This window comes from Solidesulfovibrio sp. C21 (assembly GCF_047785625.1).
Taxonomy (GTDB): Bacteria; Desulfobacterota; Desulfovibrionia; order Desulfovibrionales; family Desulfovibrionaceae; genus Solidesulfovibrio.
Window position 1 is genome coordinate 36,240 of the sequence record NZ_JBLODY010000005.1, and the last position, 26,339, is coordinate 62,578.

The following is a 26,339-nucleotide window of genomic DNA, read 5'->3' on the forward strand; positions in this document are numbered from 1 at the left end:
AGATGGAGGCGGAATTTGTCGGGACGGTGCATGTCGCTTCGCGACAAGCTCGTCCCTGGCAAATTCCGTCTCCACCACGCCAGTCGCCCCTGCGGGGCGACATTTCTGAAAAACTTGCTTGTTCTTGAAATGTGGCGCTTCGCCGCTGGCGCGGTTGTTGCCGCAATCGTGTCCGGCGTCGAGGCGCGAAGCGCCTCGTGTCGCCGGGCCGATTGCGGCAACAAGCAACCCGTCCCCGCCATCAGCCCCGACACCTCCACCCGTCATCCCAAGCCGGTAAAGGGAGGTCCGGAGGGCATAAGCCCTCCGGCGGGGTCCGGGGCAGAGCCCCGCTTCCGTTCCTCCACCTCCTCCCTACAGGCTGAACCCGAGCTTCGCCAATCCGGCCTTGTCGGCCTCCAGGGTGCCGCCGCTGGTGGTCAGGTAGTCGCCGACCATGAGGCCGTCGGCTCCGGCGGTCATGGGGGCGAGGGGGGCGGTCGCGCCGTAGACGGTGGGCCGGCCGCCGCAGATGCGCAGATGGCGGTCGGGCAGCAGGAAGCGCAGCAGGATGACGATGCGGGTGGCTTCGCCGGGAGCCAGAGGCGGCCGGCTTTCCAGGGGCGTGCCGGGGATGGGGCTTAAGAAATTGATGGGGACGGACATGACGCCGGCTTCGAGAAGGGTCTGGGCCAGGTCGGCGCGGTCGGCCCAGGATTCGCCCATGCCGAACAGGCCGCCGGAGCAGACGGGGATGCCGAGGCGTTTGCAGGTGCGCAGCACGGCCAGGTTGTCCTCGAAGCTGCGGGTGGTGCAGATGCGGGGGTAGAAGGCGCGCGAGGTTTCGAGGTTGTGGTGGTAGGCGGCGAGCCCGGCGCTCTTGAGCCGGGCCAGGGCATCGTCCGGCAGCACGCCGAAGGAGGCGTCGGCGGCCATGCCGAAAGCTTTGAGGCCGGCGATGGCGGTGGCGGCGTGTTCCAGTTCGGCCCGGGGCAGGGCCTTGCCCGAGGCGACGATGCCGAAGCGGGCCACGCCGGCGTCGTGCATGGCCTTGGCGGCGGCGACGATGCGCTCCGGCGCGAGAAAAGGGTATTGGGGCGCGCTGGTGTGGTGGTGTCCGGACTGGGCGCAGAAGGCGCAGTTCTCGCCGCAACGGCCGGATTTGGCGCTGATGATGGCGCAAAGCGAGGCGGCGTTGCCGAGTCGGGCGCGTCGGATGGCGTCGGCGGCCCGGGCCAGGGCGGCGAGTTCGGGATCTTCGGCCCGGGGCAGGGCGGCCAGCAGCCGGTCGCGGTCGGTGTCGGAGAGAAATGCGCCGGCCAAAAGCGGACGGGACAGTTCCTGGGGGAGGGTGGTTTGGTGCGTCATGGTTGTTTCCCGGGGGAATGGTTAAGGCGCGTCGACGGGCTTGGCAAGCCGTGCGCTTCTTGCAATTTGCGTGGCCCTTCTGCATAGTTTGGGTAAGAGTGCCGCGCTGCCTGCCATTGGGGGAGGCGGTCGCGACGCTGTCGCGGATTCTTGATTTGTCGGTGGGAAGACCCTTCGCAAAGGAGTGAGACGTGAAGTCGAAAATTTTGGGACTGCTGGTTTGCGGGCTGCTTCTGGCCGCGGCCATGGCCGTGCCCGCGTTGGCCGAGGATCGTCCGATGCCGGTGGTGACCGGCGATCATTGGATGAAATCCACGCCCCAGGAACGCAAGGCGTTTCTGGTCGGCGCGGCGACGATCATCGAACTGGACCAGGAAGTGCAGGGCAAGCATCCGGCGAAAAACAGCACCATCGAGGCTTGGTCCGAGGGCCTGAGCCCCTATACGTTCGACCAGATGGTCGCCACCATCGACAAGTGGTACGCCGCGCATCCGGACAAGCTCAAGCGGCCGGTGGTGGAAGTGATGTGGTACGAGATGGCCAAGCCCAATTGTCCGGCCTCCAGCCTGCCCACGGGAGTCTCAGAGGACGTCAAGGCCAAGGCGGCGCAGGCCAAAGCGGCGCATCCCAAGGCCAAGGCTGGCAAATAGCCGTCGAGGCCCGCTTTGTTTAAGGATACTCGCACCATCCGTGCGCATGACAGAAAATTGGGGCCGGCTGCGGCCGTGGCCCATGGTTGCATAAAGGAGGACGCCATGAAGCGTTTGAGCGCGGTGATCGCCGCATTGTTGCTTGTCGGCGGTCTGGGCTGCACCAATATGACCAAAACCCAGCAGGGAGCGCTTTCCGGAGCGGCCATTGGCGCGGGCGCGGGCGCGGCCATCAGCGCCATTGCCGGCGGTAATGCCGGCATCGGCGCGGGCCTTGGCGGCGCGCTCGGCGGCATTGCCGGCGGGCTTATCGGCCACAGCCAGGAAACGCGCGGCTACTAGCGGCGCGTTTGCGATGACGACACAACAGGGCCGGCGACGGAGACGTTGCCGGCCTTTTTGCGTTGCGCGCCGACCTGCTTCTCAAGGGTATGTTTTGCCTCTGCGGCGCAATACTTCTTTTCAAGTTCTTTCCCGTCATGGTATGGTTGCAACCAAATCCATAGCCTCCCGGAACCCTGCGACTCGTCATGGAACCAGGGCGTTTTCCGTGCCGGGGAAGCGCCGCTACCGTCCCGCCGGACGGCAATCAAGGAGGGCGCATGCGATTTCCCAAGCAGCCATGGACATGGATCGCCGTCGCGGCCGTGCTGGTTCTGGCCGCCGCCTGGAGCGGCCCGGACCCGCTCGCCGCCAATGGAGAGGAAGAGGACAAGGCCCCGGGCAGGCAGCTCGCCCGCAGCGCGGTCAAGGCGCCGGGGGCCCGCTGGACCACGGCCGACCACTCGAAATTCGAGGCGCTCAAAAAGGATTTCACCAAGCCGGAGGAGGTCACGGCGGCCTGCCTGTCCTGCCACGACCTGGCCGCCGGCCAGATCCACCACACCATTCACTGGACCTGGATCTGCCCGGATTGCGGCGACGGCAAATCCATGGGCAAGTACGGCAAGACCCTCAACAACTTCTGTATCGCCGTGCCGTCCAACGAGCCGCGCTGCACCTCCTGCCACATCGGCTACGGCTGGAAGAACAAGGACTTCGATTTCGCCTCCAACGACCGCATCGATTGCCTGGTGTGCCACGACACCACCCACACCTATAAGAAATTTCCCACCAAGGCCGGCTATCCGGCCACCGAGCCCACGCTTTTCCCCGAAAACGGCGTGACCTACCTGCCGCCGGACTACAAGCTGATCGTGGGCAAGGTGGGCCGGCCGGACCGCCTCAACTGCGGCGTGTGCCATTTCTACGGCGGCGGCGGCGACGGCGTGAAGCACGGCGACCTGGACAGCTCCATGGGCGCGCCGAAAAAGTCTCTGGACGTGCATATGGACGTCGACGGGCTCAATTTTACTTGCCAGCGCTGCCACACCACCAAGGAGCACCAGATCGCCGGGCGGCTCTACACCTCGCCGGCCGCGCCCGAGCGCATCAGCCTCACCGAGGCCGACCTGGCCTCCAAGATCGCCTGCGAATCCTGCCACGGCCAAAAGCCCCACAAAAAGGACGCCAAGGCCAACGACCACACCGACAAGGCGGCCTGCCAGGCCTGCCACATTCCCCGTTTCGCCCGGGTGCTGCCGACCAAGATGTCCTGGGACTGGTCCACGGCGGGACGCATGAACGCCGAGGGCAAGCCCTTCCAGAAGAAGGGGCCTTACGGCAAGCCCGTCTACGACACCAAGAAGGGCGATTTCGTCTGGGAGAAAAACGTCGTCCCCACCTACCGCTGGTTCAACGGGGCCATGAGCAACCTGCTCATCACCGACACCGTCGATCCGACCCGGCGCGTTTCCGTCAACTACCCGGCCGGTTCGCCGGACGACCCGAAATCGCGCATCATGCCCTTCAAGCGCCATATCGGGAAGCAGCCCTTCGACCCGAAGAACGCCACCATGGTCGTGCCGCACCTGTTCGGGCCCAAGGACCCCACCGCCTTCTGGACCGGCTATGACTGGAAAACCTCCATCAGCTCCGGCATGGCCTACGTGGAACAGCCGTTTTCCGGCGAGGTCGGATTCGTGGAAACGGAATACTTCTTCCCCACCACCCACATGGTGGCCCCCAAGGAGCAGGTGGTGGCCTGCGGGGAATGCCATTCCGTCGGCGGCCGGCTGGAAGGCCTGCCCGGCGTCTACGTTCCGGGGCGCGACATCCACGCCGCCGTGACCACCGTGGGCTGGGCGGCCGTCGTGGCCGCGATCCTGGCCGTGTGCGGCCATGGGGCCGTGCGCCTCGTTTCCCGCAAGAGGAGAAAGGGATAATGCAAAACGACGCCAACGCCGCCAAGGGCATGCTCTATATCTACACCCGCTACGAACGCTTCTGGCACTGGTTGCAGGCCGCCCTGATCCTGTGCCTGCTGGCCACCGGCTTCGAGGTCCACGGCACCTTCACCCTGCTCGGCTACAAACGGGCCGTGTCCGTCCACGCCTGGCTCGGCGTGACCTGGCTTATCGCCTTCGCCTTCTTCATCTTCTGGATCGCCACCACCGGCGAATGGAAGCAGTACCTGCCGACCACGAAGAAGATGTTCGAGGTCATGCGCTTCTACGCCTACGGCATCTTCCTCGGCGCGCCCCATCCCTGCCCCAAAACGGCCGAAGCCAAGCACAACCCGCTGCAACGCCTGACCTACCTGGTCCTGGCCACCATCCTGCTGCCGTTCATGATGGTCACCGGGCTCCTCTACTACAGCTACAACGACTGGGCCTCCCTGGGGCTCGGCGGCCTGAGCCTGGCCGCCGTGGCCCTGGCCCACCTCATCGGCGCTTTCGCTATCCTCGTCTTCCTGGTCGTCCACGTCTACATGACCACCACCGGCCATACGCCCCTGGCCCACGTGCAGGCCATGATCACCGGCTGGGAAAGATAGTAGAGGTAAGGGCAATGAAGAGAATGCGAGAGGGGAACCCTTTTTGGAAAAAGGGTTTCCCCTCTCGCGCTCTCCCCTCCCAAAAACTTTTAATAATTACAGGTTAGTATCGATAATACTTTGTAACCGTTGGAAGTCTTTGGAAGGGGGCCTGGGGGAAACTTTTCTACAGAAAAGTTTCCCCCAGTCTTTTTTTCACCGCAACAACGCCTTGGCGGCGGCGGTGGCGTCGGCGGCCAGGACGATATCGAGCCCTTCGAGCACGTCGGCGGGCAGGGTCTCGACGATGGGGGCGTTGGCCTGGGGCAGGACGACGGTGGTGATGCCGGCGCGTTTGGCGGCCAGGCATTTTTCCCGGATGCCGGCCACGGGGAGCAGGCGTCCGGCCAGGGTCATTTCGCCGGTTGCGGCCACGTCGCAGCGGGCGGGGCGGTCGGTCAAAAGGGAGAGCAGGGCGCAGAAGATGGTGACCCCGGCCGAGGGGCCGTCCTTGGTGATGGCGCCGGCCGGGAAGTGGACGTGGATGTCGGTCTTTTCGAAAAAGTCCGGGGCGACGCCAAGCGCGACGGCGTGGCTGCGGATATGGCTGAGCGCCGCCTGGGCCGATTCGCGCAGCACGTCGCCGAGGGACCCGGTGAGCAGCAGCTGCCCGGAGCCGGGCATGCGGGCGGTTTCGACGAAGACGATTTCGCCGCCGTGCTCGCCGACGACAAGCCCGGTCACCACGCCCACGCGGTCGCCGGCCTCGGCCGCCTCGCGGGTGAAGCGGCGCGGCCCCAGGAGCTTGGGGATGTCCGGGGCGTCGATGGCGGTCGGGGCCGTGCCCTTGTCCTCGAAGGTGAGCCGGGCCAGACGGCGGCAGGCCGCGCCGACTTCGCGGGAGAGTCCGCGCAGGCCGGATTCGCGGGTGTAGTCGTCGACGATGCGGCCAAGGGCCTGATCGGTGAAGGTGATGGAATCCGGGGACAGGCCGTTTTCGCGCAGGTGCCGGGGCAGGAGGAAATCCTTGGCGATGCCGAGCTTTTCCCGGTCGGTGTAGCCGGGGAAGGCCAGGTTTTCCAGGCGGTCGAGCAGCGGGCCGGGCAGGCGCGAGACGTCGTTGGCCGTGGCGATGAACATGATGCGCGAGAGGTCGAAGGGGATTTCCAGGTAGTTGTCGGAAAAGCGGGCGTTTTGTTCGGGGTCGAGGATTTCGAGCAGGGCCGAGGCGGCGTCGCCGCGAAAATCCGCGCCGATCTTGTCGATCTCGTCGAGCATGAAGACCGGGTTGGACACGCCGATCCGGGCCAGTTCCTTGAGGATGCGGCCGGGCATGGCCCCGACGTAGGTGCGCCGGTGGCCGCGCAGCTCGGCCTCGTCACGAAGCCCGGCCAGGGACAGGCGCACGAATTCGCGGCCCAGGGCCTCGGCCACGGCCTGGCCCACGGAGGTCTTGCCGACCCCGGGAGGGCCGGAAAAGCACAGTACCGGCCCACGTCCCGGCGAGGCGGCCAGTTTGGCGTCGAGGACCTCGCGCACGGTCTTTTTGAGCTCGTCGAGATTGACCGGCTTGCCGAGGTAGTGGGCGGCCCCGGCCCGGAGCGCCTCCACCGCCGTGCCCACGGTGGCGAAGCCCGTGACCATGACGACCGCGGCGTCCGGAGCGGTGCGCCGCAATCGTCGCAAAAGCTCCATGCCGTCCAGGCGTTCCATTTTGAGATCCGTCACCACCACATCGGCCGCGAATCCCCCGGTCAGGATGTCGAGCGCCTCCAGGCCGTCGCCGGCCGTGCGCACGTCATAGCCCTCCTTGCCAAGGACGTGGGCCATGTTCATGCGCGCGATCTCCTCGTCGTCCACCACGAGGAGCTTGGGCTTGGCCGCGCTGCGAAGCGCCCGGGCGGCCAGAAATTCCAGGATGCGCTCCTTGACCGCCGTGAGCCCGTGGTGCCGCGCGTCCAGAACCTCCCTGGCCCGGGAGAGGTCGAGGGTGTCGCGGGTGCAGTTGTTCCAGGGGAGTTTGAGGAGAAATTCCAGATAGTTGATGCCAACGGCGTATTCGGCCACGGACGGATCGGTTTTTTCCAGGCGTTCCAGTTCGCGACCGGCGGCATCGGCGGCCTGGGCCGGCAGCCGGGCGTCTTCCACGGAGCGGCGCAGAGTTTCGAGCACACCGGTTTCGGCTTCTGCGGTGCTTGGGGCGGCGGGCTCGGCCGGGCGGGGGTTGTTGCGGAAAAACATGGCGTTCTCCTGGGGACCGGATGGGGCAATCTAGCGTCAAACCGGGCGGACGGGCAAATGTCCCGCTCCTGGCGCGAGCGGAGGGCCTGTTGCGCATTGTTACGCCCCGGATGGTATGTTGCAGATTGCAACGGAGAGGCTGTGGAGGCGGTACATGGCGCGGTTAGGCGGTTGCGGGAGGACGGGCCGGGGTTGCGTTGCAGATGGCAACACTGACTGAGCGGTCAGTCAGTTTTTGAGAAACCAAAGATTATTAAATGAAAACATACAATTAGAAGAATGTTTCAAAATGGCACGCATCTTGTTCTTAAAAGCGCAATCCGGGCGCGAAGCCCACCACGAGGGGACAGGATGCACGACGCCGCGACCATGACGCAGGAAACCCAGATGCCGGCCGAACGGCCCCACCAGGTGCTGGTGGTGGTTCGGGGCGGCCAGGCGGCCGCCGCCTTGATCGAATACGCCCTGGGCGTGGCCGAGCGGCTGGGGCTTGGGATCCTGGCGGCCTACGTCGACACCCTACCCCGGTTTGGCGACAGGCTTTCACGGCGGGAACGCTTCGCCGCCGGCACCGCCCACGACGCGGCCGCGTTCGCGGAAAAGGCGCAACAATCAAACATTGGCTTCGAGCATGTCACGGCTTCGGGCAAGGCGTCCGAGGCGGTGCTGGCCCTGGTGCACGGCGGCCGGCGCATCGATTTCGTGGTGCTCGATCCGGCGATTCGACTTGAGGATGTGGCCCGGCGTTCGCCCGTGCCGGTCTTCGGCCTGGATGTGGCCGAAGCGGATGGCAAGGGGCGCGGTCGCGGCCGCAAGATGCTGCAACACCGAAATCCTGGGAGGTTGTCCATGTCCGAGAGAACGCGCAAACGCAACGGGGTTCGTTCCATCATCTTCGGCATCGGTTCGGTGGCCTTGTACGCGGCGGTTTTCACCCATACCGACTGGGTCGCCAACCTGTCGGCCAAGGGCGGCCTGTACGCCATTGTGCCGGTCATCACCGTGTTCTTGTTCTCCTACGTGCACGGCAGCTTCACCGGCGCCTTCTGGTCGGCGCTCGGCATCGAGGCCTCCAAGGGCGCGGCGGCCAAGAAGCCGGCAACCGTTTCGACCGAGAAGCGCAAGGACGGCCGCGCTGCCGCCCGGATCAACGCGTAGGCATTTTGCGGCGGCCCGGGACAGTCGTGGCCGCATCAAGGATTACGAGAACCGCAAGGGTACGGGAGGAGAGGACATGCACGGCGCTGGCGAAATGATCACCTTCATCGACCTCAATATGTATTCCGTGGTTTTTCTTTTTCTGGTCGGCTTCATCGGCGGGCTGGTCAGCGGCTTTATCGGCTCCGGCGGGGCCTTCGTGCTCACCCCGGGCATGATGAGCCTTGGCGTTCCCGGCCCCGTGGCCGTGGCCAGCAACATGTGCCACAAGTTCCCCAAGGCCCTGGTCGGCTCCATCAAGCGCTACCGCTACGGGCAGGTGGACATCAAACTGGGCGTCATCATGGGCCTTTTCGCCGAAATCGGCGTCCAGCTCGGCATCATGGTCCAGACCTCCATTCTGGAGCGCTGGGGCCAGGCCGGCTCCAACCTCTACGTCAGCCTGGCCTTCGTCGTGGTGCTGTTGACCGTCGGCAGCTTCGTCATGCGCGACGCCATGCGCCTGGCCCGTTCCGGCGGCGCGGCGGGCTCGCCCAACCGTCTGGCCCAGCGTCTCCAGGCCATCGAGCTGTGGCCCATGCTCACCTTCAAGCGGGCCGGCGTGCGCATCTCCATGTGGTTTCTGATCCCGGTCTCCCTGGCCACCGGCATGCTGGCCGCCACCATCGCCGTGGGCGGGTTCATCGGCGTCCCGGGCCTCATGTACGTCATCGGCGTCACCAGCCTCGTGGCCTCGGCCTCCGAGCTGGTCATCGCCTTTGTCATGGGCCTTGGCGGCACGCTGATCTGGGCCTATTACGGCATGGTCGACATCAGGCTCACGCTCATCATCCTCGGCGGCTCGCTCTTCGGCGTGCAGCTCGGCGCCATCGGCACCACCTACGTCAAGGAATACATGATCAAAATGGTCATGGCCATCATCATGCTCATCGTGGCCGTAAGCCGTTTTTTGGCCATGCCCAAGTACCTCAACAAGCTTTCCCTGACCAATTTCGCCGATTCCACCGTGTCCCTGCTCGCCCAGACGAGCTTCGGCATCATGGTGGTGGCCCTGCTGATCGGCGCGGGCATCATCCTGGCCTCCATGTTCAAGGCCAGAAGGCTGGAAAACGGGGCCTAGCCCGATGTACCAGCACCGACCCAAGACCATTGTCGTCGGGCTCGACGGCTCCCCGGCCTCCCGGGGAGCTTTCGAGCAGGCCATGATTCTGGCCGCCTCCATGCGGGGGCGGCTTGTTGCCGTTGCGGTGGCTCCGGCGCTTGGGGGACTTGAGCGCATCGGCCGGGAGCGGGAGCGCCGCGAACTGTTACGGCCCTTTGAGGAGGCCCTCGAGGCGGCGGGGGAGGCCGCGGCCAAGGCCGGGCTGCCGCTTAAAAAGGTGCTCGAGGCCGGCGAGGTCTTCGAGCGGCTGGTGGATGCGGCCGAGGGCGAGGAGGCCAGTCTGGTCGTGGTGGGCGACGCGCGGCGCGCCTATATGGAACGGATATTGCTTGGGAGAAACGTGGCCAAGATCATCGGCTACAGCCCGTGCGACGTGCTGGTTGTTCCAGAACGAACCAGGCTGGACTTCACCAGGGTGGTCACGGCGGTCGACGGCTCCAAGCAGAGCATGGCCGCCGCCGGGCGGGCCATCGGGCTTTGCGCCGCCTACGCCGGCTCCCTGGATGTGGTGGCGGTCCTCGACGTACCGGTGGACAGGCATCTGATCTACGGCATCTTCGAGGACATCAAGCGCCGGGCGCTTGTCGCCACGGGGGCGGTGGCCAAGGCGGCCAAGGAGCGGGACGTGGCCTGCGCGGTGACGATTCTGGAAGGCTCGCCCTACCGCGCCATCGCGGCCCACGCCGCCTCGGTCGGGGCCGGTTGCCTGGTGCTCGGGTCGTACGGCAGGAGCGGATTGCGGCGGCTGTTGCTCGGCAGCGTGGCCGAGCGGGTGCTGGCCCTTTCCTCCTGCCCGGTCCTGGTGGTCAAGGCCGCTCCAGGGGATGCGGACGCCGTGCCTCTGGACGAGGAAACCTAACCTTTTCTCCCAAGGAGGACCCAATGGAATTGCGACTGGCGTTTACCGAATTCCTGTTTGCTTTTTGCGCCGTGGTGCTGGCCGATCGCATCTATGGGTTCTCCGACCGTCTCCTCGGGCGTTTCGCCCGCAAATCCGACAAACCCCAGTTGCAGGCCACAAGCGCCAACGACTGGTACGTCCATTTCCACCGCAGCGACCTGACCGGCGAGGAAGAGCCGTCCCAGCCCGCCGCCCCGGCCGCGCGCGTGACTCCGGCCGTCGCCCGTCAGCCCCGTTGCGACTCCCGCCCCAGGCTCCGCGTCTGAGGCGGAGGCTCTCGCGTTATCCGGGGGGGACTTTCTGAAGGAAGGTTCTCCCCTCCCTTCCTCCCTCCCCACCGCAGGCGTTGCGCGGCGGGCGTCCAAACGGTAAGAACGCGCATTACATGCGCGCCCGGTGGACCGGGCGGGAACGGGGGGGCATGGGTGACGTACGCCATGAATACCCGGTGTCAGGACGCGTCCCGTCGACGCGGACCGAAGCCGGGCCTTGACGTCGCGGCAGGGGACGGTTGCGGTCATGCGGGTTGACCGGCGTCGGCTTATCACGGCCCTGGTTGTTCTGGCCTTGCTGGCCGGGCTTTTCGCCACCCGGCTATGGCGAATCGACGCGGCCTCCCTATGGGAGGACGACTACCTCAATTTGGACCGGGCGCTCATGCCCCTGGACGACATGGTCGCTGTCCAGAAATGGCAGGGCCCGGCCGACACCATCTTCGATTTTCAGCCGCCGCTTGTCTACGGCGTGCAGCATCTGGCCCTGGCCATCCACCAAAGTTCGCTGGCCGCGCGCATTCCGAGTCTCTTGGCCGCGCTGCTGACGCCCCTTGGGCTGTGGCTGCTCGGCCGGCGGCTCTTCGGACCCGCGGTCGGGCTCGTCACCGCCGTCCTCTCCATTTTCCTGCTCTATCCCCTCAACTATGCCCAGGCCATCAAAGCCTATGCGCTGCTTTTATGTCTGGCCGTCTATGCGCTGTGGCTCGTGGTCCGGGCCGTGGAAAAGCGAACCTCGTGGGCCTGGATTGCCTACGGGGCCTGCGCCCTGGCCATGCTCTATGCCGGCTACCAGGCTTTGCCCGCCTTCGCGGCCCAGTGCCTGTGGGCGGGCCTCGTCCTGTGGCGCGCTCCCGCCGGGACGGCCGGGCGTGGCCGCCGGCTGGCGCCATTGCTGGTCACCTGCGCGGCAGTGGGGCTGGCGTATCTTCCGTGGCTGCCGGCGGTCTTTTTCGTCCGGACGTTTCTGCTCGATCCGTCCGTCCATCCCTGGGCCGGCGTGAATGCCGTCTTTGCGGGCAAGATCCTGCGCGGCCTGATCGCGTTCGATCCGCATCTGCCCCTGGGCTACGTCATCGGCTGGAGCGCCGTGCTCGCCCTGGGGCTTTGGCGTTGCGTGTCTCACCGCCAATGGCGGGGCCTGGGGCTGCTTTTTTTCACGGCGGGGATCACCAGCCTGGCCCTGATCAGTTCGCGCAGTCTGCTGCGGCCGATTCTCGAGGGCAGGCATTTCGTTATGGCCTTTCCGGCCATGGCCCTTTTCGCTGCCTGCGGCGTGGTCGGGCTGCGCGACGTGACCGCCCGGGCCCTGTCCCGGTTTCGGTTCGGTCCCCAGGCGGCGACGGGTTTCGCCCTGGCAGCCTGCCTTTTCCTGCTGTGGCCGAGCGTTTCCGCCTATCCGGACTTTTTCGGGCGTTCCCTGAGTCTCGACCGGGACTTTTTCCACTGGCTAGACGGCGTGCGTGGCGATGTGGACGCTTTGAATTTCCACGGCTACAAGCGCAACACCCGCCGCTTTGCCCTCGGCTGGTATCTCCCCGGCCGGTTCAACGAAGCCGGGACCTTTGCTGCGCCGGGTTACCGTCGCATTGCCGACATCGACACCTTTTACGCCGACGAAGCCGCCAAAAGGCCGCGACTGCCCGGTCTGCCGCTCAAGACTTTCAAATGGCTTTTCACCACCACCCGCATAAGCCTTGCCCCGGCGGCCGGACGCGCGCCACTGGTCATGGACCCGGGGCCGGACGGGACCTGGCGTTACAAGGACGATTTCCGGGATCGGCGGTTTTATGCCGACGCGTTACGCGCCGCCAACACCACCCTCGACACCGAACTCGGCATGTTGCGCCCGGCCCGGTATTCCCGGCCCGCATCCGCCACCTGGGCCTTCGAGGTCCCCCCCGGCGCGACGCTTTCCAAACTGCGCCTGACCGTCACGGCCGCGCTTTTCAAGCGCCATCCGACCGTGGCGTCCGATTCCGATCTGGTCGTCGCTGCCGGGCCCGACCCCGCCCATCTGACCGACCTCGGCGTGATCGGTCAGGACGCCTTCCCCGTGAAGGATGGCCGCCCGGTCACGGTACCCAGCGCCTTTTTCGACGAGATGGGTTTTTACCATGATCGCTGCCGGAAAGTGGCGGTGGACTATGCCGTGCCGGCGGGACTTGCCGCCCCGGGCCGTATTTTCGTGCGGGTGTCCTACCGGCCCGGGCTCAAGGAGGGCTTTTTCAACCTGGCCGGTTTGGCCGTGGTCGCCGACCTGTCGGGCACGCCGGCCGGGCAGGGCAAGGACAGCCCCCTGGCGCTCCAGGCCGGACACCTGCTGGCCAACATCCGGGCCGCGCGGTGGCACGAGGCGGACGGTGGGACGGAGACGGGCCTTTTCGCCTTTGCCGCGCCGGGAACGCCCTGGCTGGCCGATGTCGGCCTGCCCGTGGGCACGCCGGCCGAGGCCGAGGACTTTCGTGTCCGCCATCCGGCGCTTGCTCCCGTGGCCACGTTGCCGGACAAAGACGGCCATCCGGCGCTTCTCGTCTACGATACCGCCATGGCCAGCCCTGGGATACGGCTTGACGCCGCCACTCCCGGACGCCATGTCGCCAGTCTGCCGGATTTCGGCCAGGCCCCGGTTTCCTTGCGCCTGACCGGGACGATCTCCATCCCGACCCTGCGTCTTGGCGCAACCAGCCTGACCATTCCGGTCCTGGCCCCGGCCGGAAGCACCCTGACCCTGACGCCGGGCGGCAAGGGACGCATCACCTTCGTTCCGGACTGGACGACCACGCCGTCGCGCTATACCGCCGCCATGAGCTACGCGCGCGACGTGACGGCCTCGAAACGGACGCGTGGGGTGTTGACCTGCGGCATCGACGGCAACTGCGCCTTGAGCTATACCTTCGTTTCCGCCTTGCCCATGACCGAGCTGCGCCTGCGCGCCTTTCCCCTGGTCTACGCCAATCCCTGTCGCAAATGCGAACCCAACCAAGCCCGGGTATCCGTGTCCACGGACAATGAGACCTACCATACCCTGGTCGACGAGAAAGGAGGCGAGGAATGCACCTGGACGCCGGCCGGCGTTTCCGCCTACCGGCGGCTGCGCCTCGATCCGCCGGCCAAAACGGTGATCGTCGCCTTCCAGTTGCAGCAGGGGGAACAGGCCGGGTTTCTCTCCCCGTCATGGAACGTGGACGACATGTATATCGAGGCCGATCTCGACGCCCGGGCGCTGCCGCCGCTGCGCCTCTCCGGTCCGGACCTCCACGTGTCGCTGACCAATCCCGAAAAAAACGACTTCGCGCTCTTCCTGCGACCCGGCCCCTGGCCGCTCTCGTCGCGTACGGCGCAGCCGGAGTTTTAGGAGGGGGAAGAGAATGCGAGAGGGGAACCCTTTTTTCAAAAAGGGTTCCCCTCTCGCGCTCTCCCCTCCCCAAAATTTTTAACGGTTACAGGTGTGATAATGCTAACACTTTTTAACCGTTAGAAGTCTTTGGAAAGGGGGCCTGGGGGGAAACTTTTCTTCAGAAAAGTTTCCCCCCAGTTCCTTTTATCTTTTCTAGAAGTCGTAATGGTACGTGGCGACGTAGGCGTCGATGCGTTTGTGGGACGCGTCGATGCGGGCGCGCAGGTCTTTCTTGTACTGATCGAGGTCGATGGAGTGCTTGGCCACGCCGGTGTCCATGGCGGCCTTGGCCACGGCCGGGGCTTCCCATTCCAGCATGCGGAAGTCCAGGGCCTTGGGGATGATGTAGTCGATACCGAACTTCACGTCCTTTTCGCCGTACATGTCCATGACTTCGGTCGGCACCGGCTCCTTGGCCAGGGCGGCGAGCGATTTGGCCGCGGCCATCTTCATGGCCTCGTTGATCTTTTTGGAGCCCACGTCCAGGGCGCCGCGGAAGATGAACGGGAAGCCGGAGACGTTGTTGATCTGGTTGGGGAAGTCCGAGCGGCCCGTGCCCATGATGGCGTCGGGACGGGCTTCCTTGGCCTCGTAGTAGCCGATCTCCGGATCGGGGTTGGCCATGGCGAAGATGATCGGGTGCTTGGCCATGCTCTTGACCATGTCCTGGGACACCAGGCCCTTTTTGGACAGGCCCAGGAACATGTCGGCGCCCTTGAAGGCTTCGCCCAGGTTGGCGAAGGCGTGTTTCTGGGCGAACTGGGCCTTGGTCGGATGCAGGCCGGTGCGGGAGGTGTTGATGTGGCCCCTGGAGTCGAACATGGCGATGTTGGCCGGGTCGACGCCGAGCGCCACATAGAACTTGGAGCAGGCGATGGCCGCCGCGCCCGCGCCCGAGACCACGATTTTGAGGTCCTCGATCTTCTTGCCGGTGATCTCCACCGCGTTCAGGATGCCCGCGCCGGAGATGATGGCCGTGCCGTGCTGGTCGTCGTGGAAGACCGGGATGTCCATCATGTCGATGAGGCGCTGTTCGATTTCGAAGCACTCCGGCGCCTTGATGTCTTCCAGGTTGATGGCCCCGAAGGTGGGTTCGAGCAGTTTCACCGTCTCGATGACCTTTTCCGGGTCCTTGGTGTCCAGGTTGATGTCGTAGACGTCGATGTCGGCGAAGATCTTGAACAGCACGCCCTTGCCTTCCATGACCGGCTTGCCGGCCATGGGGCCGATGTTGCCAAGGCCCAGCACGGCGGTTCCGTTGGAGACCACGGCCACCAGGTTGCCCCGGTTGGTGTATTTCCACACGTTTTCAGGATTGGCCTCGATTTCCTTGCAAGCCAGGGCGACGCCCGGGGAATAGGCGAGCGAAAGGTCCTTCTGGTTGCGGAAGGGCTTGATCGGCACGGACTCGAGTTTGCCGGTACGCCAAGCGGAATGGTAACGAAGCGCTTCTTCCTTGGTGAAAAGGGCCATGTGTGGACTCCTTGGAGGGTTTGGTGCTCTAAGCGTCGGCGGAATCATCCGCCGCGCGGGCCTGTGGCGGATCGGCCGCGGCCGCCCCGAGCAGGCGTTCGGCAATGGCTTTGGCCGCCCGGCGGCCGGTGCCCATGGCCGAAATGACCGTGGCCGCGCCGGTGACGATGTCGCCGCCGGCGAAGACGTTGCGTATGGAGGTTTCGCCGGTTTCCGGGTCCGCCGTGATGTAGCCCCGGCGGTACGTGGAAAGGCCCGGCGTGGTCTGACTGATCAGCGGGTTGGCCCCGGTGCCGACGGCCACGATGGCCATGTCGGCCGCCAGCGTGCAGGTGTCGCCCTGGCAGGCGACCGGTGCGCAGCGGCCCGAATCGTCGGGCTCGCCGAGCATCATCTTCTGCATGGCGATGGCCGTCAGCCGTCCCTTGTCGTTCCCGATGAATTCCAGCGGGGCATTGAGGCACAGGATTTCCAGCCCCTCTTCCTTGGCGTGGTGGAGTTCCTCGCGCCGGCAGGGCATTTCGTGCTCGGTGCGGCGGTAGGCCAGCGACACCTTTTCGGCCCCGAGGCGCATGGCCGTGCGGGCCGAGTCCATGGCCACGTTGCCGCCGCCGAAGACCACCACGTGCTTGCCGGGGAAGGTCGGGGTGTCCGTGGCCGGGAACTTGTAGGCCCGGCCGAGGTTGACGCGGGTCAGGTACTCGTTGGCCGAGAACACGCCGATCAGGTTTTCGCCCGGGATGCCGAGAAAGCGCGGCAGTCCCGCCCCGACGCCGATGAAGACGGCATCGTAGCCGGATTCGAGCAACTCGGGCACGGTGATGGTCTTGCCGCCGACCCAGTTGGTGCGAAACTCGACCCCGAGCGCCTTCATGGCCTGGACTTCCTGGCGCACCACGCCCTTCGGCAGCCGGAATTCCGGGATGCCGTAGACGAGCACGCCGCCGACCTCGTGCAGGGCCTCGAAGACCGTGACCGGGATGCCCCGGGCGGCCAGATAGCCGGCGCAGGTGAGGCTACTTGGCCCCGACCCGATGCAGGCGACCTTGAGATCGTCGCGGGCCATGGAGCAGGCCGGGGTGCCGGTCACCGTTTCGCAGGCCGACTTGGCCAGGAACGAATCGGCCACGAACCGCTCAAGGCGGCCGATGGCTACGGGTTCGCCCTTTTTGCCCAGGATGCACGAACCTTCGCACTGGGTTTCCTGGGGACAGACACGGCCGCACACGGCCGGCAGGGAGTTGGTTTCGCGGATGACGCCGTAAGCGGCGTCGAGGTCGCCGGCCACGACCTGTTTGATGAATGCCGGGATGTCGATTTCCACCGGACAGCCCTTGCGGCAGGCCGGTTTTTTGCACTGCAGGCAACGCGCGGCCTCGGCGGCGGCCATCTCGGCCGTGTAGCCGAGGGCGACTTCCTCGAAGTTGCGGGCCCGGACCCTGGGGGCCTGCTCGGGCATGGCGGTGCGGGGGGCCTTGGCTTTCTTATTTGGAGCAGTGGCATTCATGGCTTTTCCTGAACTCCTCATAAGAAATGCGTTCCTGTTCCTTGAAGGACGTCAGACGGGCGGCGAGCCCGTCGAAATCCACCTTGTGGCCGTCGAATTCCGGGCCGTCGACGCAGGCGAACTTGGTCTCGCCGCCGACGCTGACCCGGCACGCGCCGCACATGCCGATGCCGTCGACCATGATCGAGTTGAGGCTGACCGTGGTCTTGACCCCGAACGGCCGGGTGGCCTCGGCCACGGCCCGCATCATGGGCACGGGGCCGATGGCCACCACTTCGGCCACGGTCTTGTCTTCGGTAAGGCGCTCGACCAGCAGGTCCGTGACGAACCCCTGCCGGCCGCAGCTGCCGTCGTTGGTGCTGATAAGGACCTCGGGGCAAAAGGAGCACAGCTCGTCCCGAAAGAGCAGCAGGTCTTCGCAACGCGCGCCGATGATGGTGACCACGTGGTTGCCGGCCAGGTGATGGCCCTTGGCGATGTGGTGCATGGCGGCGATTCCGGTGCCGCCGCCGACGCAGATGACCGGCCCGTCGAGCTTGTGGATCTCGGTCGGCTTGCCGAGCGGTCCACAGACATCGAGGAGGAAATCCCCGGCGTCCAGGGTGTCGAGATGGGCCGTGGTCTTGCCCATGATGAGGTAGACCAGGGTGATGGTCCCGGCGTCGGGATCGGCGTCGGCGATGGTGAGCGGAATACGCTCGCCATCCTCCCAGACCCGCAGGATCACGAAGTTCCCGGGTCTGGCCTTGGCCGCGATATGTGGGGCTTCGAGAACCAGCTCGCTGGTCTGCCCCGGGATCAGCTTGCGTTTGCGCAGAATTCGGGTTGGCATGGGTGCTCCGCAACGCGCCAATGGGCGCGGCTTAGCCGAGGTTCGGCTTCACGTACAGCTCCCCGCCGTGGCAATCGTTTATGACCAGGAGCGGGAAGTCCTTGACCGTCAACTCCCGTATGGCCTCCGGACCGAGGTCCTCGTAGGCGATGACCTTGGCGTCGGTAATGCGCTGCGACAATAGCGCTCCGGCGCCGCCGGTGGCTCCCAGATACACCGCCTTGTACTGGCGCAACGCATCCTTGACGGCGTCGTTGCGCTTGCCCTTGCCGATGGAGCCCTTGAGCCCCAGGGAATGAAGCCTGGGGGCAAAGGAATCCATGCGGTAGCTGGTGGTGGGTCCGGCCGCGCCGATGGGTCGTCCCGGAGGCGCGGGGGAGGGACCGACATAGTAGATGAGCGCGCCTTTCAGGTCAAAGGGGAGCGGCTCCCCGGCGTCAAGTGTTTCGACGAGGCGCTTGTGGGCGGCGTCGCGCGCGGTGTAGATGTGGCCGCTTATAAAGACCACATCGCCTGTTTGGAGCTTCTCCACGTCGGCGTCGGAAAGCGGCGTGGTCAGATGGTGTTCGGCCATTAGAAAACGACCTCCTTGTGGCGGGCGCTGTGACACTGGATGTTGACGGCAAGGGGCAGGCTTGCCAGGTGGCACGGCGCGACTTTGATCTTGACGCCAAGGCTCGTGGTTTTGCCGCCAAGGCCCATGGGGCCGATGCCGAGGTTGTTTATCGCTTCGAGCAGTTCGTCCTCGAGCCCCGCGATCTCGGGATCGGGATGGCGGTCGTCCAGGGCGCGCATCAGCGCCTTTTTGGAGTTGATGGCCGCCAGTTCGAAGTTGCCGCCGATGCCGACGCCGACGATGGTCGGGGGGCAGGGGTTGGGGCCGGCCTCGGCCACGCGGTTTACCACGAATTCCTTGATGCCCTTCCAGCCCTGGGCCGGGGCCAGCATGGTGACCCGCGACATGTTCTCCGAACCGCCGCCCTTGGCCATCATGCAGATTTTGAGCGCATCGCCCGGCACGATGTCGAAGTGGATGATGGCCGGGGCGTTGTCGCCGGTATTTTTGCGGCTGAAGGGATCGCAGGAGGACTTGCGCAGGTAGCCGTCCTTGTAGCCCTTGACCATGCCGTCGTTTATGGCCGCGCGCAGGCTGCCGCCCTCGATTTTGACGTCCTCGCCGACCTCGACGAAAAAGACGCCGAGCCCGGTGTCCTGGCAAAGCGGCAGGTTGGTGGTGCGGGACAGCTCGGAATTTTCGAGCAGTTGCCGGAAGATCTCCTTGGCCGCCGGGGCCTCCTCGGCGGCGCTCGCGGTCTCGAAGGCGGCCTGGACGTCGGCGGGAAGCTCGTGGTTGGCCGTGACGCACATCTTGGCCACGGCGAGGGTGATGTCGGATGCCTTGATCGTCTTCATGCTAAAAGTCCTTTTTGAGGAACTTGGGCAGGAGGTTTTTCACGGCGGCCAGGGCCATTTTGCGGCGCAGGTGCCCAAGCTGTTCCTGGAGCGGAATCTCCTTGGGGCAGACGTCCTCGCAGCCTAAAAGACCCATGCAGCCGAAGATGCCTTCGTCGGTGCCGACGATGTCGAAGTACTGCTTCTCGGTACGCTTATCGCGGGGGTCGAGGATGAAGCGGGCGACGCGGTTTAAGGCCACCGCGCCGAGGAAGTCCTCGCGCATGAGCGCCGTGCCGCAGGCGGCCACGCAACAGCCGCACTCGATGCAGCGGTCGAGCTCGTAGATCCGCTCGGCCAGCCCGTTGTCCATGCGCTCTTCCTGAGCGGTGGGCTCGAAGACCTTGTCCGTGTGCACCCAGGATTCGACTTTCTGGTACATGCCGCGAAACCAGGTGCCGGTATCGACCGAGAGGTCGCCCACGAGCTTGAAGATCGGCAGCGGCATGAGGTTGATTTCGTCGGGCAGGTCCTTGGTCTTGGTGTGGCAGGCCAGGCCCGGCCGGCCGTTTATGACCATGGCGCAGGCCCCGCAGATGCCGGCCCGGCAGCAGAAGTCGAACATCAGCGTCGGGTCGAGCTCTTCGCGGATTCTATTGAGCGCGATGAAAAGGGTCATGCGCTCGGTTTCGTCGAGCTGGAATTTGTCCATGTGGGGCGAGGAGGCCTCGTCCGCGGGATTGTAGCGGAATATATTGAAGGTCAGCGTTCTGCCCATTTCGTGGTTCTCCCTTGAAAGTTTTTGAAGGGGGGTCCGGGGGGAAATTTTTTTCAAAAAGTTTCCCCCCGGCCGCCGGAGGCTCCTTCTTCCCTCTTACTCTTTGGGCGCATCCATGGGGATGATCTTGCCGCCGCCGTAGCCGCGGTCGCCCGGGGGCATCTCGAAGACCTGGGTGGCCGGTTCGTAATTGAGGGTGGGCAGGTCCGCGCCGGGGGCCCAGGTGGCCAGGGTGCGCTTGAGCCAGTCGCGGTCGTTGCGTTCGGGGTAGTCCTCGCGGGTATGGGCGCCGCGCGATTCGGTGCGTGTCAGCGCCCCGTAGGCCACGCACAGGGCGAGCTTGACCATGCCTTCGATCTTGAGCGCCATGGTCAGCTCGGGGTTGGCCCCCTTGCCGTTGCTGCGCAGCCCGACCTGGCGGGCCCGGCCGAGGACTTCCTGCAATTCGTTGACGCAGGTTTGCAGGTCCTTGCCGTTTCGAAAGATGCCGGCTCCCTTCATGATGGAGTCGTACATGGCGTTGCGCACGGTGTAGGGGTTCTCGTGCCCATTAGCGCAGGAGACGAGGTCCGCGATGCGGGCATCCTGCCGGGCCATGGCGTCGCGCACGGCGGCGGTGGAGAAGGTGGTTTCCGTGCCTTGCAGGTATTCGACGATCTTGCCGCCGATGATCATGCCGGAGACCACGGTCTCGGCCAGGGAATTGCCGCCCAGGCGGTTGAACCCGTGCATGTCCCAGCAGCAGGCCTCGCCGGCGGCGAACAGGCCTTTCAGGCCATAGGCCGCGCCGTCCTTGTTGGTGCGCACGCCGCCCATGGAATAGTGCTGGGTGGGGCGCACCGGGATGAGCTGGTGGACCGGATCGATGCCGAGGAAGGATTGGCAGATCTCGTCGACCTCGCGCAGCTTGGTGCGGATGTGGTGCTCGCCGAGGTGCCGGATGTCGAGCCAGAGGTGGTCGCCGTAGGGGGAGGGGACGCCAAGGCCCTTGCGCATGTGTTCGGTCATGCGGCGCGAGACCACGTCGCGGGAGGCCAGCTCGGCCTTTTCCGGCTCGTAGTCGGGCATGAAGCGGTATTCGTTCTTGTCGAGGAGCGTCCCGCCGTCGCCGCGGCAGCCTTCGGTGACCAGGATGTCCGTCGGCACGATGCCGGTCGGGTGGAACTGCACGGCCTCCATGTTGCCAAGCGACACCACGCCGGTATCGAGGGCGGTGATGAGCCCGCCGCCGTCGCAGATCACGGCGTTGGTGGACTCGCGGTAGATGCGGCCGAACCCGCCGGTGGCGATGAGCGTCGCCCGGGCGAGGTAGGCGGTCAACTCGCCGGTCTTGAGCGATCTCGCGATGGCGCCCATGCAGGTGTCGCCGTCGTGGATCAGCGCGATGGCCTCGACCTTGTCCTTGACGTTGACGCCCATCTGGGCGGCGCGGTTGTCCAGGGTATAGAGCACGCTGTGGCCGGTGCCGTCGGAGGTGTAGCAGGTGCGCCACTTGGCCGTGCCGCCGAAACTGCGGGAGTGGATGAGCCCCTCGTTTTCCGGCTTTTCGTAGGCGGTAAAGGGTTTGCCGCCCTTGTAATAGGTCTGTTCGCCCGGCACCACGCGGTTCCAGGGCACGCCCCAGAAGGCCATCTGGCGCATGGCGATGGGCGCGGCGTTGACGAAAAGGCGGGCCACTTCCTGGTCGCAGCCCCAGTCCGAGCCCTTGACGGTATCGGCAAAGTGGACGTCCGGGGAATCGCCCTCGCCCATGGCCGAGTTGCCCAGGGCCGCCTGCATGCCGCCCTGGGCGGCGGAGGAGTGGGAGCGGCGGGCGGGGACGATGGACAGGCAGATGACGGAGAAGCCATTGTCGGCCGCCTCGAGGGCCACGCGTTCGCCGGCCAGCCCCGCGCCGATGCACAGCAGATCGGTTTGTATGATATTCATGGGTCGCGTCCTTATTTGAGCGGCAGGAAGTAGTAGCGCAAAAGCGAGAGCACGCCGACAACGATGAAGATGGCGGTGAGCATGTTCTCCTTCTTCTTGATCGACCAGCGTCCCTGACGATCGAGGAAGCCCCATTTGACCAGGATGCGGTAGAAGCCGATGCCCACGTGCAGCTCCACCATGGGGAGCAGGAAGAGATAGAAGACGAACCAGAAGCCGGTCTGGACGCGGGCGGCGGACTTGGCGGCGGTGATCGGCAGGTTGGTCAGGACCACCCACATATGGATGCCGCCCATGATGAGGATGCCCATGGCGGTCGTGGCCTGGACCACCCACAGCCAGGTATCGGTGTGGCGCATGCGCTTGGCGTTGGCCAGCATGATGCGTTGCTGTTTGGTCGCAAAGGGTATCTTGCGCGCGGCCAGGACGAAATGCAGGAGGAAGGCCAGGAAGATCAGCGGACCGCCGACCTGGGCCATGTAGGTGGCCTCGAAGAACCAGGCCAGGGCGTTCATGGTGCCGGGGCCGATCAGGATGCTTGCCACGAGGATCAGGTGCGCCCACATGAAAAGGATGAGCGCCGCGCCCGTGAGCATCTGCAGCCAGTCGAGGTAGGCCGAAAGCCTGCCGACGGGCAGGCCCTCGTGGGTCGCCGTAGTGGGTACGGACATCGTTTCCCCTCCGTCCAGGTTAAGGATTTGGTGGTTGCAACGAGAGTAACAGTTTCGGCCGCGTCTTCAAGGCGAGGTTGCCCCTGCGCGTCGGCGCGTGGCGCGGCGGCGGATTTCCGGGTTCGCCTGGCCGTTTCCCGGTTGCTTCCTTCGCCGTCCCGGCGGCCCGATCCGGCGCGGCCGGCGGGCGCACTGTTCTCCCCGATCCTACGGGAAGCGCATTTTCTCTATTGTTCCACTATCGGCAAGGTTCATGCCAAAGCGACATCGTGGAGATCGCTCTGTAAAAAACAATTATTATAGAATGTTGGGAGGCGGACAAAAATCCGCCGTCTGGAACGGTGTGGCATGATTATGTGGCGTTGCGCCACACGTGTGGCAAAAGTGTGGCATTCGCCACACTTTTGCGGCGAGCGCTCAGTCAGTCGATGCCAAGCCGCGCCATGTTGCGATACAGCGTGCGGCGGTCCACGCCCAGACGCCGGGCCGCCCGGGACCGGTTGTTGCCGCAGGCGGCAAGCGCCTCCAGCACCATCTCCCGGCTGAGTCCGCCCCGGCGTGGCGGCGGCGGCTCCGCCCCGGCCGGCAACAGCGGCGGGGCGAGCAGCTCGCGCGGCAGGTGGGCCGGGGTGATCTCGCCCTGGGGACACAGCACGCAGGCATGCTCCATGGCGTACTTGAGTTCGCGCACGTTGCCCGGCCAGGGGTAGGCCATGATGACGGCCATGGCCTCGGCGGACAGGCGCGAGATGGCCTTGCCGAAGCTGGCCGCGAACTGGCGCATGAAATGGTCGGAGAGCAGCGGGATATCCTCGGCCCGGTCGCGCAGCGGCGGCAGGCGCACCTGCACCACCCGCAGCCGGTAGTAGAGGTCGGCCCGGAAAAGCCCGGCCTTGATGCGCGACGGCAGGTCCACGTTGGTGGCGGCGATGACCCGGACGTCGGCCTTGCGGGTCCTGGCCTCGCCCACACGCTCGAATTCCTTGCTTTCGAGCACCCGCAACAGCCCGAGTTGCAGCCGCGCCGACATGTCGCCGATCTCGTCGAGGAAGATGGCCCCGCCCTGGGCCGCCTCGAACCGGCCCACCTTGTCCCGGATGGCCCCGGTGAACGCCCCGCGCACGTGGCCGAACAGCTCGCTGCCGAGGAGTTCGTCGGAAAGGGCCGAGCAGTTGACCTTGACCAGGGGCTTTTTGGCCCGGGGGCCGCCGTAGTGGATGGCCTCGGCGGCCAGCTCCTTGCCGGTGCCGGACTCGCCCGTAATCAGCACCGTGGTGTCCACCTCGGCCAGCTGGTCGAGCACGGGGTAGATGTCGCGCATGGCCTTGGACTTGCCGATGATCCCCTGGTGGCTGTGCAGGTCGGTCAGGCGCTTTTCCAGGTTGGCCAGGCGCGTGATGTCGCGGATGATGAGCACCGCGCCGACGAATTCGCCGGATTCGCCGGTCAGCGGCATGGAGTTGACCACCACCACCCGGCCGGGGCTTTGGCCCCGGCATTCCACACGGTATTCGATGAGCGGTTCCCGGGTGGCCAGCGTCTCGCGCAGGGCCGAGAAACAGCCTCGTCGGCAGGCCCCGGACACCACCTGCTGCCCGGTCGCGCCCATTTCGCCGGTCCCGCTGCCGCCGGTGAGAAAGCAGACGTCGGTCAGGCCCCGGTTGGTGCGCACCACCCGCATGGCCGTGTCCACCACCACGATGGCGTCCGGGATGGCGCGAAAGACGGCCTCGAGGTTTAAGCGCAGGGATTCCTTCTCGCCCAGAAGCGCGCGCATCTCGGCCTCGGCCTTGATCCGTTCGGTCACGTCCTGGACCATGGGCATGAAATAGAGCGGCCGGCCGGCCACGTCGCGGATCAGCCGCACGGACAGATGCACCCAGACCGTGCCTCCGTCCTGGCGCACGTAGCGCTTGTCGATCTCGTAGCGGTCGAACTCGCCGGCTAAAAGCCGCTCGGCCCAGCGGATGGTCTCGGGCACGTCGTCGGGATGGGTGACCTCGAGCATGGAGCGTTCCAGAAGTTCGGAGGCGGCGTAGCCCGTGATGCGGCACAGCGCGTCGTTGACGCGCAAAAAGCGGTAGTCCAGCGACAGGATGCTCGCTCCGATGGGCGACTGGTCGAAGGTGCGGCGAAACTTCTCCTCGTTTTCCCGCAGCACGGACTCGGCCTGCTTGCGCTCGGTCACGTCGCGCACGATCCACACGGCATGGCTTGCCCCGTCCTTGTGGGGAAAGCCGCTGGCCGAGACCTCCAGCGGCACCACGGCCCCGGCGCTGTGGATGCCGGTCAGCTCGCCGCGAAATTTGCCGGTGCGCCCGAGGGCGGCAAGCGCCTCGGCCCGCGCGCCCTCGGCGTCGTCGATGACGCCGGAGAGCCCTACCAGGGCCAGATCGGCCTCGGAGAGTCCGAAGATGCGTTCGGTTTCCGGGTTGGCGGTCAGGATTTCGCCGGCCGGGCCGCACAGGATCACGCCGTCGATGCTGCCGGTGACGATGGTGCGGTAGCGCTCCAGGATGTCGTTGTAGGCTTCCTCGGCCTTTTTGCGGGCCGTGATGTCGATGTTGAGGCCCTCGATGTAGCGGACCTCGCCCCGGTCGTCGCGCACCACCCGGGCGGCCTGCGAGATCCATTTGACCGAGCGGTCCTTGCGGTAAAAGCGGGTTTCGAGGCCTGTGACCACGTCCTTTTCCGCCAGCTGGGCCAGGAAGGCGTCGCGGTCGGCCGGGTCGACGTAGAGTTCCGAGCGCAGGTCGGTAAGGGTCGCGATCATGTCCTCGGGGTCGTCGTAGCCGAGGATGTGGGCCAGGGCCGGGTTGACGTCGAGAAAACGTCCCCTCGGGCTCGACTGAAAGATGCCCTCCACGGCGTTGGAGAAAAACCCCTCGTACTTATTCAGGTCGCTTATGACGTCCGTGACGTCGGCCAGGACCAGGGCGCGGGCCGTCTCGCCGCCAAGGCGCACGGGGCGCGCGGCCGCAAGCAGCCAGCGGGCCGCGCCGTCGCCGCCGTCGCGGTGGAGCAGGACGCCCCGGCCGGGGGGGCGGCTGAAAAGGGCGTCCGGCAGACCGAGGTCGGCCGTGCGCAACGGCGAAGGGGCGGCGGGATCGGCGCCCAGCAGGTTTTCGGCCGTGGCGTCGGCCTCGATCACGGTCCCGTCGCCGGCGACAAGGAGCAGGCCGACGGCGACGGATTCGTAAGGACGCATGGACGGAGCGGCCTAGCGGATGACGACGGTGGAGATGGAGTTTTTGGGCGAGCCGGAGACGATCTTGCGGCTGACGGCCAGGTAGATGAGCGCCTTGCGCTTTTCATCATAAAAGCGCGTGACCTGGGTGTCCTTGAAGAAGACCGAGGTGCCTTCGGAAAACACCTTCTTTTGCTTGGGGAACTTTTGCGGCAGGTCGAAGGCGCAGGTCTGCCGGCAGTCCAGCGAGAATTCGGACGGGTCCTCGGCCAGCCCCACGGCCCCGGAGATGCCGCCGGTGCGGGCCTGGCTCATGTAGCAGGTGACGCAGGGCAGGTCCGGGTCGTCGAAGGCGTTGACGCAGACTTTATGGTTGGCTCCGAGCAGCTTCCATTCGGTGGTGACGCAGCCGACTTCCTCGGCAACGGCCGGCCGGACGGTCGCGGCGGCCAGGGCCAAAACGGCGAAACAGGCGAAAATAAAGGTGCGGCGCATGCGATCCTCGTTGTTGCGGTGAGACGGATTCGTTTGCCGGTCATAAGCCAAAATTCCCCGGCGCGCCAGGAGGGGGGAGGCGGAGCCTCC

Annotated in this window: 21 protein-coding genes; 9 read left to right on the top strand and 12 right to left on the bottom strand. The window is 65.8% G+C overall.

What is annotated here, in order from left to right; genetic code table 11:
• Positions 1-354 precede the first annotated feature (354 nt).
• The gene (gene bioB, locus ACMZ6R_RS02865) at positions 355-1,347 is read right to left on the bottom strand and encodes a biotin synthase BioB (RefSeq protein WP_416109364.1); all 993 of its coding nucleotides are present in this window, start codon (positions 1,345-1,347) and stop codon (positions 355-357) included.
• A gap of 191 nt (positions 1,348-1,538) precedes the next feature.
• On the opposite strand from bioB, the gene ACMZ6R_RS02870 reads away from it, so the two are divergent.
• The 4 genes from ACMZ6R_RS02870 (at position 1,539) to ACMZ6R_RS02885 (ending at position 4,872) form a co-directional block, all read left to right on the top strand.
• Positions 1,539-1,997, top strand: coding sequence for a hypothetical protein (locus tag ACMZ6R_RS02870; protein WP_416109366.1), 459 nt, complete (start codon positions 1,539-1,541; stop codon positions 1,995-1,997).
• Between the two features lie 105 nt (positions 1,998-2,102).
• Positions 2,103-2,339 (top strand): cell envelope biogenesis protein OmpA, encoded by a 237-nt coding sequence (locus ACMZ6R_RS02875; RefSeq protein WP_416109368.1) that lies wholly within the window; start codon positions 2,103-2,105, stop codon positions 2,337-2,339.
• 260 nt (positions 2,340-2,599) lie between these two features.
• The gene (locus ACMZ6R_RS02880; RefSeq protein ID WP_416109370.1) at positions 2,600-4,261 is read left to right on the top strand and encodes a tetrathionate reductase family octaheme c-type cytochrome; all 1,662 of its coding nucleotides are present in this window, start codon (positions 2,600-2,602) and stop codon (positions 4,259-4,261) included.
• Complete coding sequence (locus ACMZ6R_RS02885; protein ID WP_416109372.1) at positions 4,261-4,872, top strand: cytochrome b/b6 domain-containing protein; 612 nt, start codon at positions 4,261-4,263, stop codon at positions 4,870-4,872. The genes ACMZ6R_RS02880 and ACMZ6R_RS02885 overlap by 1 nt, the downstream gene beginning before the upstream one ends.
• 195 nt (positions 4,873-5,067) lie before the next feature.
• On the opposite strand, the gene ACMZ6R_RS02890 is transcribed toward ACMZ6R_RS02885, so the two are convergent.
• Entirely contained in the window at positions 5,068-7,092 is a 2,025-nt protein-coding gene (locus tag ACMZ6R_RS02890) for a S16 family serine protease (RefSeq protein WP_416109374.1), read from the bottom strand.
• 351 nt (positions 7,093-7,443) lie between these two features.
• Between ACMZ6R_RS02890 and ACMZ6R_RS02895 the strand changes: the two genes are divergently transcribed.
• From ACMZ6R_RS02895 to ACMZ6R_RS02915, 5 genes are all read left to right on the top strand, one after another.
• Entirely contained in the window at positions 7,444-8,250 is an 807-nt protein-coding gene (locus tag ACMZ6R_RS02895; protein WP_416109376.1) for a universal stress protein, read from the top strand.
• A gap of 76 nt (positions 8,251-8,326) precedes the next feature.
• A complete protein-coding gene (locus ACMZ6R_RS02900; RefSeq protein WP_416109378.1) occupies positions 8,327-9,370 on the top strand; it encodes a sulfite exporter TauE/SafE family protein in 1,044 nt (347 codons plus the stop codon).
• Between the two features lie 4 nt (positions 9,371-9,374).
• Positions 9,375-10,271, top strand: a complete 897-nt coding sequence (locus ACMZ6R_RS02905; protein WP_416109380.1) for a universal stress protein — start codon at positions 9,375-9,377, stop codon at positions 10,269-10,271.
• A 23-nt stretch (positions 10,272-10,294) separates the two neighbouring features.
• Positions 10,295-10,579 carry a hypothetical protein gene (locus ACMZ6R_RS02910; RefSeq protein WP_416109382.1) on the top strand — a complete coding sequence of 95 codons (285 nt, stop codon included), beginning with the start codon at positions 10,295-10,297 and terminating at the stop codon, positions 10,577-10,579.
• 253 nt (positions 10,580-10,832) lie between these two features.
• Positions 10,833-13,943, top strand: coding sequence for a glycosyltransferase family 39 protein (locus tag ACMZ6R_RS02915; protein ID WP_416109384.1), 3,111 nt, complete (start codon positions 10,833-10,835; stop codon positions 13,941-13,943).
• A 195-nt stretch (positions 13,944-14,138) separates the two neighbouring features.
• On the opposite strand, the gene ACMZ6R_RS02920 is transcribed toward ACMZ6R_RS02915, so the two are convergent.
• The 10 genes from ACMZ6R_RS02920 to ACMZ6R_RS02965 all read right to left on the bottom strand — a co-directional run bounded on the left by ACMZ6R_RS02920 (position 14,139) and on the right by ACMZ6R_RS02965 (position 26,249).
• On the bottom strand, positions 14,139-15,458 hold the full coding sequence (locus tag ACMZ6R_RS02920; RefSeq protein WP_416109386.1) for a malic enzyme-like NAD(P)-binding protein: 1,320 nt from the start codon (positions 15,456-15,458) through the stop codon (positions 14,139-14,141).
• A gap of 28 nt (positions 15,459-15,486) precedes the next feature.
• Positions 15,487-16,965 (bottom strand): NADPH-dependent glutamate synthase, encoded by a 1,479-nt coding sequence (gltA, locus tag ACMZ6R_RS02925; protein WP_416109388.1) that lies wholly within the window; start codon positions 16,963-16,965, stop codon positions 15,487-15,489.
• Positions 16,943-17,797 carry a sulfide/dihydroorotate dehydrogenase-like FAD/NAD-binding protein gene (locus tag ACMZ6R_RS02930; RefSeq protein ID WP_416109390.1) on the bottom strand — a complete coding sequence of 285 codons (855 nt, stop codon included), beginning with the start codon at positions 17,795-17,797 and terminating at the stop codon, positions 16,943-16,945. The genes gltA and ACMZ6R_RS02930 overlap by 23 nt, the downstream gene beginning before the upstream one ends.
• A gap of 31 nt (positions 17,798-17,828) precedes the next feature.
• Positions 17,829-18,371 carry a Fe-S-containing hydro-lyase gene (locus tag ACMZ6R_RS02935; protein WP_416109392.1) on the bottom strand — a complete coding sequence of 181 codons (543 nt, stop codon included), beginning with the start codon at positions 18,369-18,371 and terminating at the stop codon, positions 17,829-17,831.
• The gene (locus ACMZ6R_RS02940) at positions 18,371-19,210 is read right to left on the bottom strand and encodes a fumarate hydratase (protein WP_416109394.1); all 840 of its coding nucleotides are present in this window, start codon (positions 19,208-19,210) and stop codon (positions 18,371-18,373) included. The genes ACMZ6R_RS02935 and ACMZ6R_RS02940 overlap by 1 nt, the downstream gene beginning before the upstream one ends.
• 1 nt (position 19,211) lies before the next feature.
• Positions 19,212-19,967, bottom strand: a complete 756-nt coding sequence (locus ACMZ6R_RS02945; protein WP_416109395.1) for a fumarate reductase iron-sulfur subunit — start codon at positions 19,965-19,967, stop codon at positions 19,212-19,214.
• A 96-nt stretch (positions 19,968-20,063) separates the two neighbouring features.
• Positions 20,064-21,896: a fumarate reductase flavoprotein subunit gene (locus ACMZ6R_RS02950; protein WP_416109396.1), complete on the bottom strand. Its 1,833-nt coding sequence runs from the start codon at positions 21,894-21,896 to the stop codon at positions 20,064-20,066.
• 11 nt (positions 21,897-21,907) lie between these two features.
• The gene (locus tag ACMZ6R_RS02955; protein ID WP_416109397.1) at positions 21,908-22,567 is read right to left on the bottom strand and encodes a succinate dehydrogenase/fumarate reductase cytochrome b subunit; all 660 of its coding nucleotides are present in this window, start codon (positions 22,565-22,567) and stop codon (positions 21,908-21,910) included.
• Positions 22,568-22,988: 421 nt separating this feature from the next.
• Complete coding sequence (locus tag ACMZ6R_RS02960) at positions 22,989-25,775, bottom strand: PAS domain S-box protein (RefSeq protein WP_416109398.1); 2,787 nt, start codon at positions 25,773-25,775, stop codon at positions 22,989-22,991.
• A gap of 12 nt (positions 25,776-25,787) precedes the next feature.
• A complete protein-coding gene (locus ACMZ6R_RS02965) occupies positions 25,788-26,249 on the bottom strand; it encodes a CreA family protein (protein ID WP_416109399.1) in 462 nt (153 codons plus the stop codon).
• Positions 26,250-26,339: the final 90 nt, after the last annotated feature.

Excerpts from the sequence above, each read along its gene's own strand:
- ACMZ6R_RS02935 (WP_416109392.1), bottom strand. The coding sequence starts at position 18,371 with ATGGCCGAACACCATCTGACCACGCCGCTTTCCGACGCCGACGTGGAG.
- gltA (WP_416109388.1), bottom strand. The coding sequence starts at position 16,965 with ATGAATGCCACTGCTCCAAATAAGAAAGCCAAGGCCCCCCGCACCGCC.
- ACMZ6R_RS02950 (WP_416109396.1), bottom strand. The coding sequence starts at position 21,896 with ATGAATATCATACAAACCGATCTGCTGTGCATCGGCGCGGGGCTGGCC.
- ACMZ6R_RS02900 (WP_416109378.1), top strand. The coding sequence starts at position 8,327 with ATGCACGGCGCTGGCGAAATGATCACCTTCATCGACCTCAATATGTAT.
- ACMZ6R_RS02960 (WP_416109398.1), bottom strand. The coding sequence starts at position 25,775 with ATGCGTCCTTACGAATCCGTCGCCGTCGGCCTGCTCCTTGTCGCCGGC.
- bioB (WP_416109364.1), bottom strand. The coding sequence starts at position 1,347 with ATGACGCACCAAACCACCCTCCCCCAGGAACTGTCCCGTCCGCTTTTG.
- ACMZ6R_RS02965 (WP_416109399.1), bottom strand. The coding sequence starts at position 26,249 with ATGCGCCGCACCTTTATTTTCGCCTGTTTCGCCGTTTTGGCCCTGGCC.
- ACMZ6R_RS02920 (WP_416109386.1), bottom strand. The coding sequence starts at position 15,458 with ATGGCCCTTTTCACCAAGGAAGAAGCGCTTCGTTACCATTCCGCTTGG.
- ACMZ6R_RS02955 (WP_416109397.1), bottom strand. The coding sequence starts at position 22,567 with ATGTCCGTACCCACTACGGCGACCCACGAGGGCCTGCCCGTCGGCAGG.
- ACMZ6R_RS02905 (WP_416109380.1), top strand. The coding sequence starts at position 9,375 with ATGTACCAGCACCGACCCAAGACCATTGTCGTCGGGCTCGACGGCTCC.
- ACMZ6R_RS02890 (WP_416109374.1), bottom strand. The coding sequence starts at position 7,092 with ATGTTTTTCCGCAACAACCCCCGCCCGGCCGAGCCCGCCGCCCCAAGC.
- ACMZ6R_RS02895 (WP_416109376.1), top strand. The coding sequence starts at position 7,444 with ATGCACGACGCCGCGACCATGACGCAGGAAACCCAGATGCCGGCCGAA.
- ACMZ6R_RS02875 (WP_416109368.1), top strand. The coding sequence starts at position 2,103 with ATGAAGCGTTTGAGCGCGGTGATCGCCGCATTGTTGCTTGTCGGCGGT.
- ACMZ6R_RS02885 (WP_416109372.1), top strand. The coding sequence starts at position 4,261 with ATGCAAAACGACGCCAACGCCGCCAAGGGCATGCTCTATATCTACACC.
- ACMZ6R_RS02945 (WP_416109395.1), bottom strand. The coding sequence starts at position 19,967 with ATGGGCAGAACGCTGACCTTCAATATATTCCGCTACAATCCCGCGGAC.
- ACMZ6R_RS02915 (WP_416109384.1), top strand. The coding sequence starts at position 10,833 with ATGCGGGTTGACCGGCGTCGGCTTATCACGGCCCTGGTTGTTCTGGCC.
- ACMZ6R_RS02940 (WP_416109394.1), bottom strand. The coding sequence starts at position 19,210 with ATGAAGACGATCAAGGCATCCGACATCACCCTCGCCGTGGCCAAGATG.
- ACMZ6R_RS02880 (WP_416109370.1), top strand. The coding sequence starts at position 2,600 with ATGCGATTTCCCAAGCAGCCATGGACATGGATCGCCGTCGCGGCCGTG.
- ACMZ6R_RS02930 (WP_416109390.1), bottom strand. The coding sequence starts at position 17,797 with ATGCCAACCCGAATTCTGCGCAAACGCAAGCTGATCCCGGGGCAGACC.
- ACMZ6R_RS02910 (WP_416109382.1), top strand. The coding sequence starts at position 10,295 with ATGGAATTGCGACTGGCGTTTACCGAATTCCTGTTTGCTTTTTGCGCC.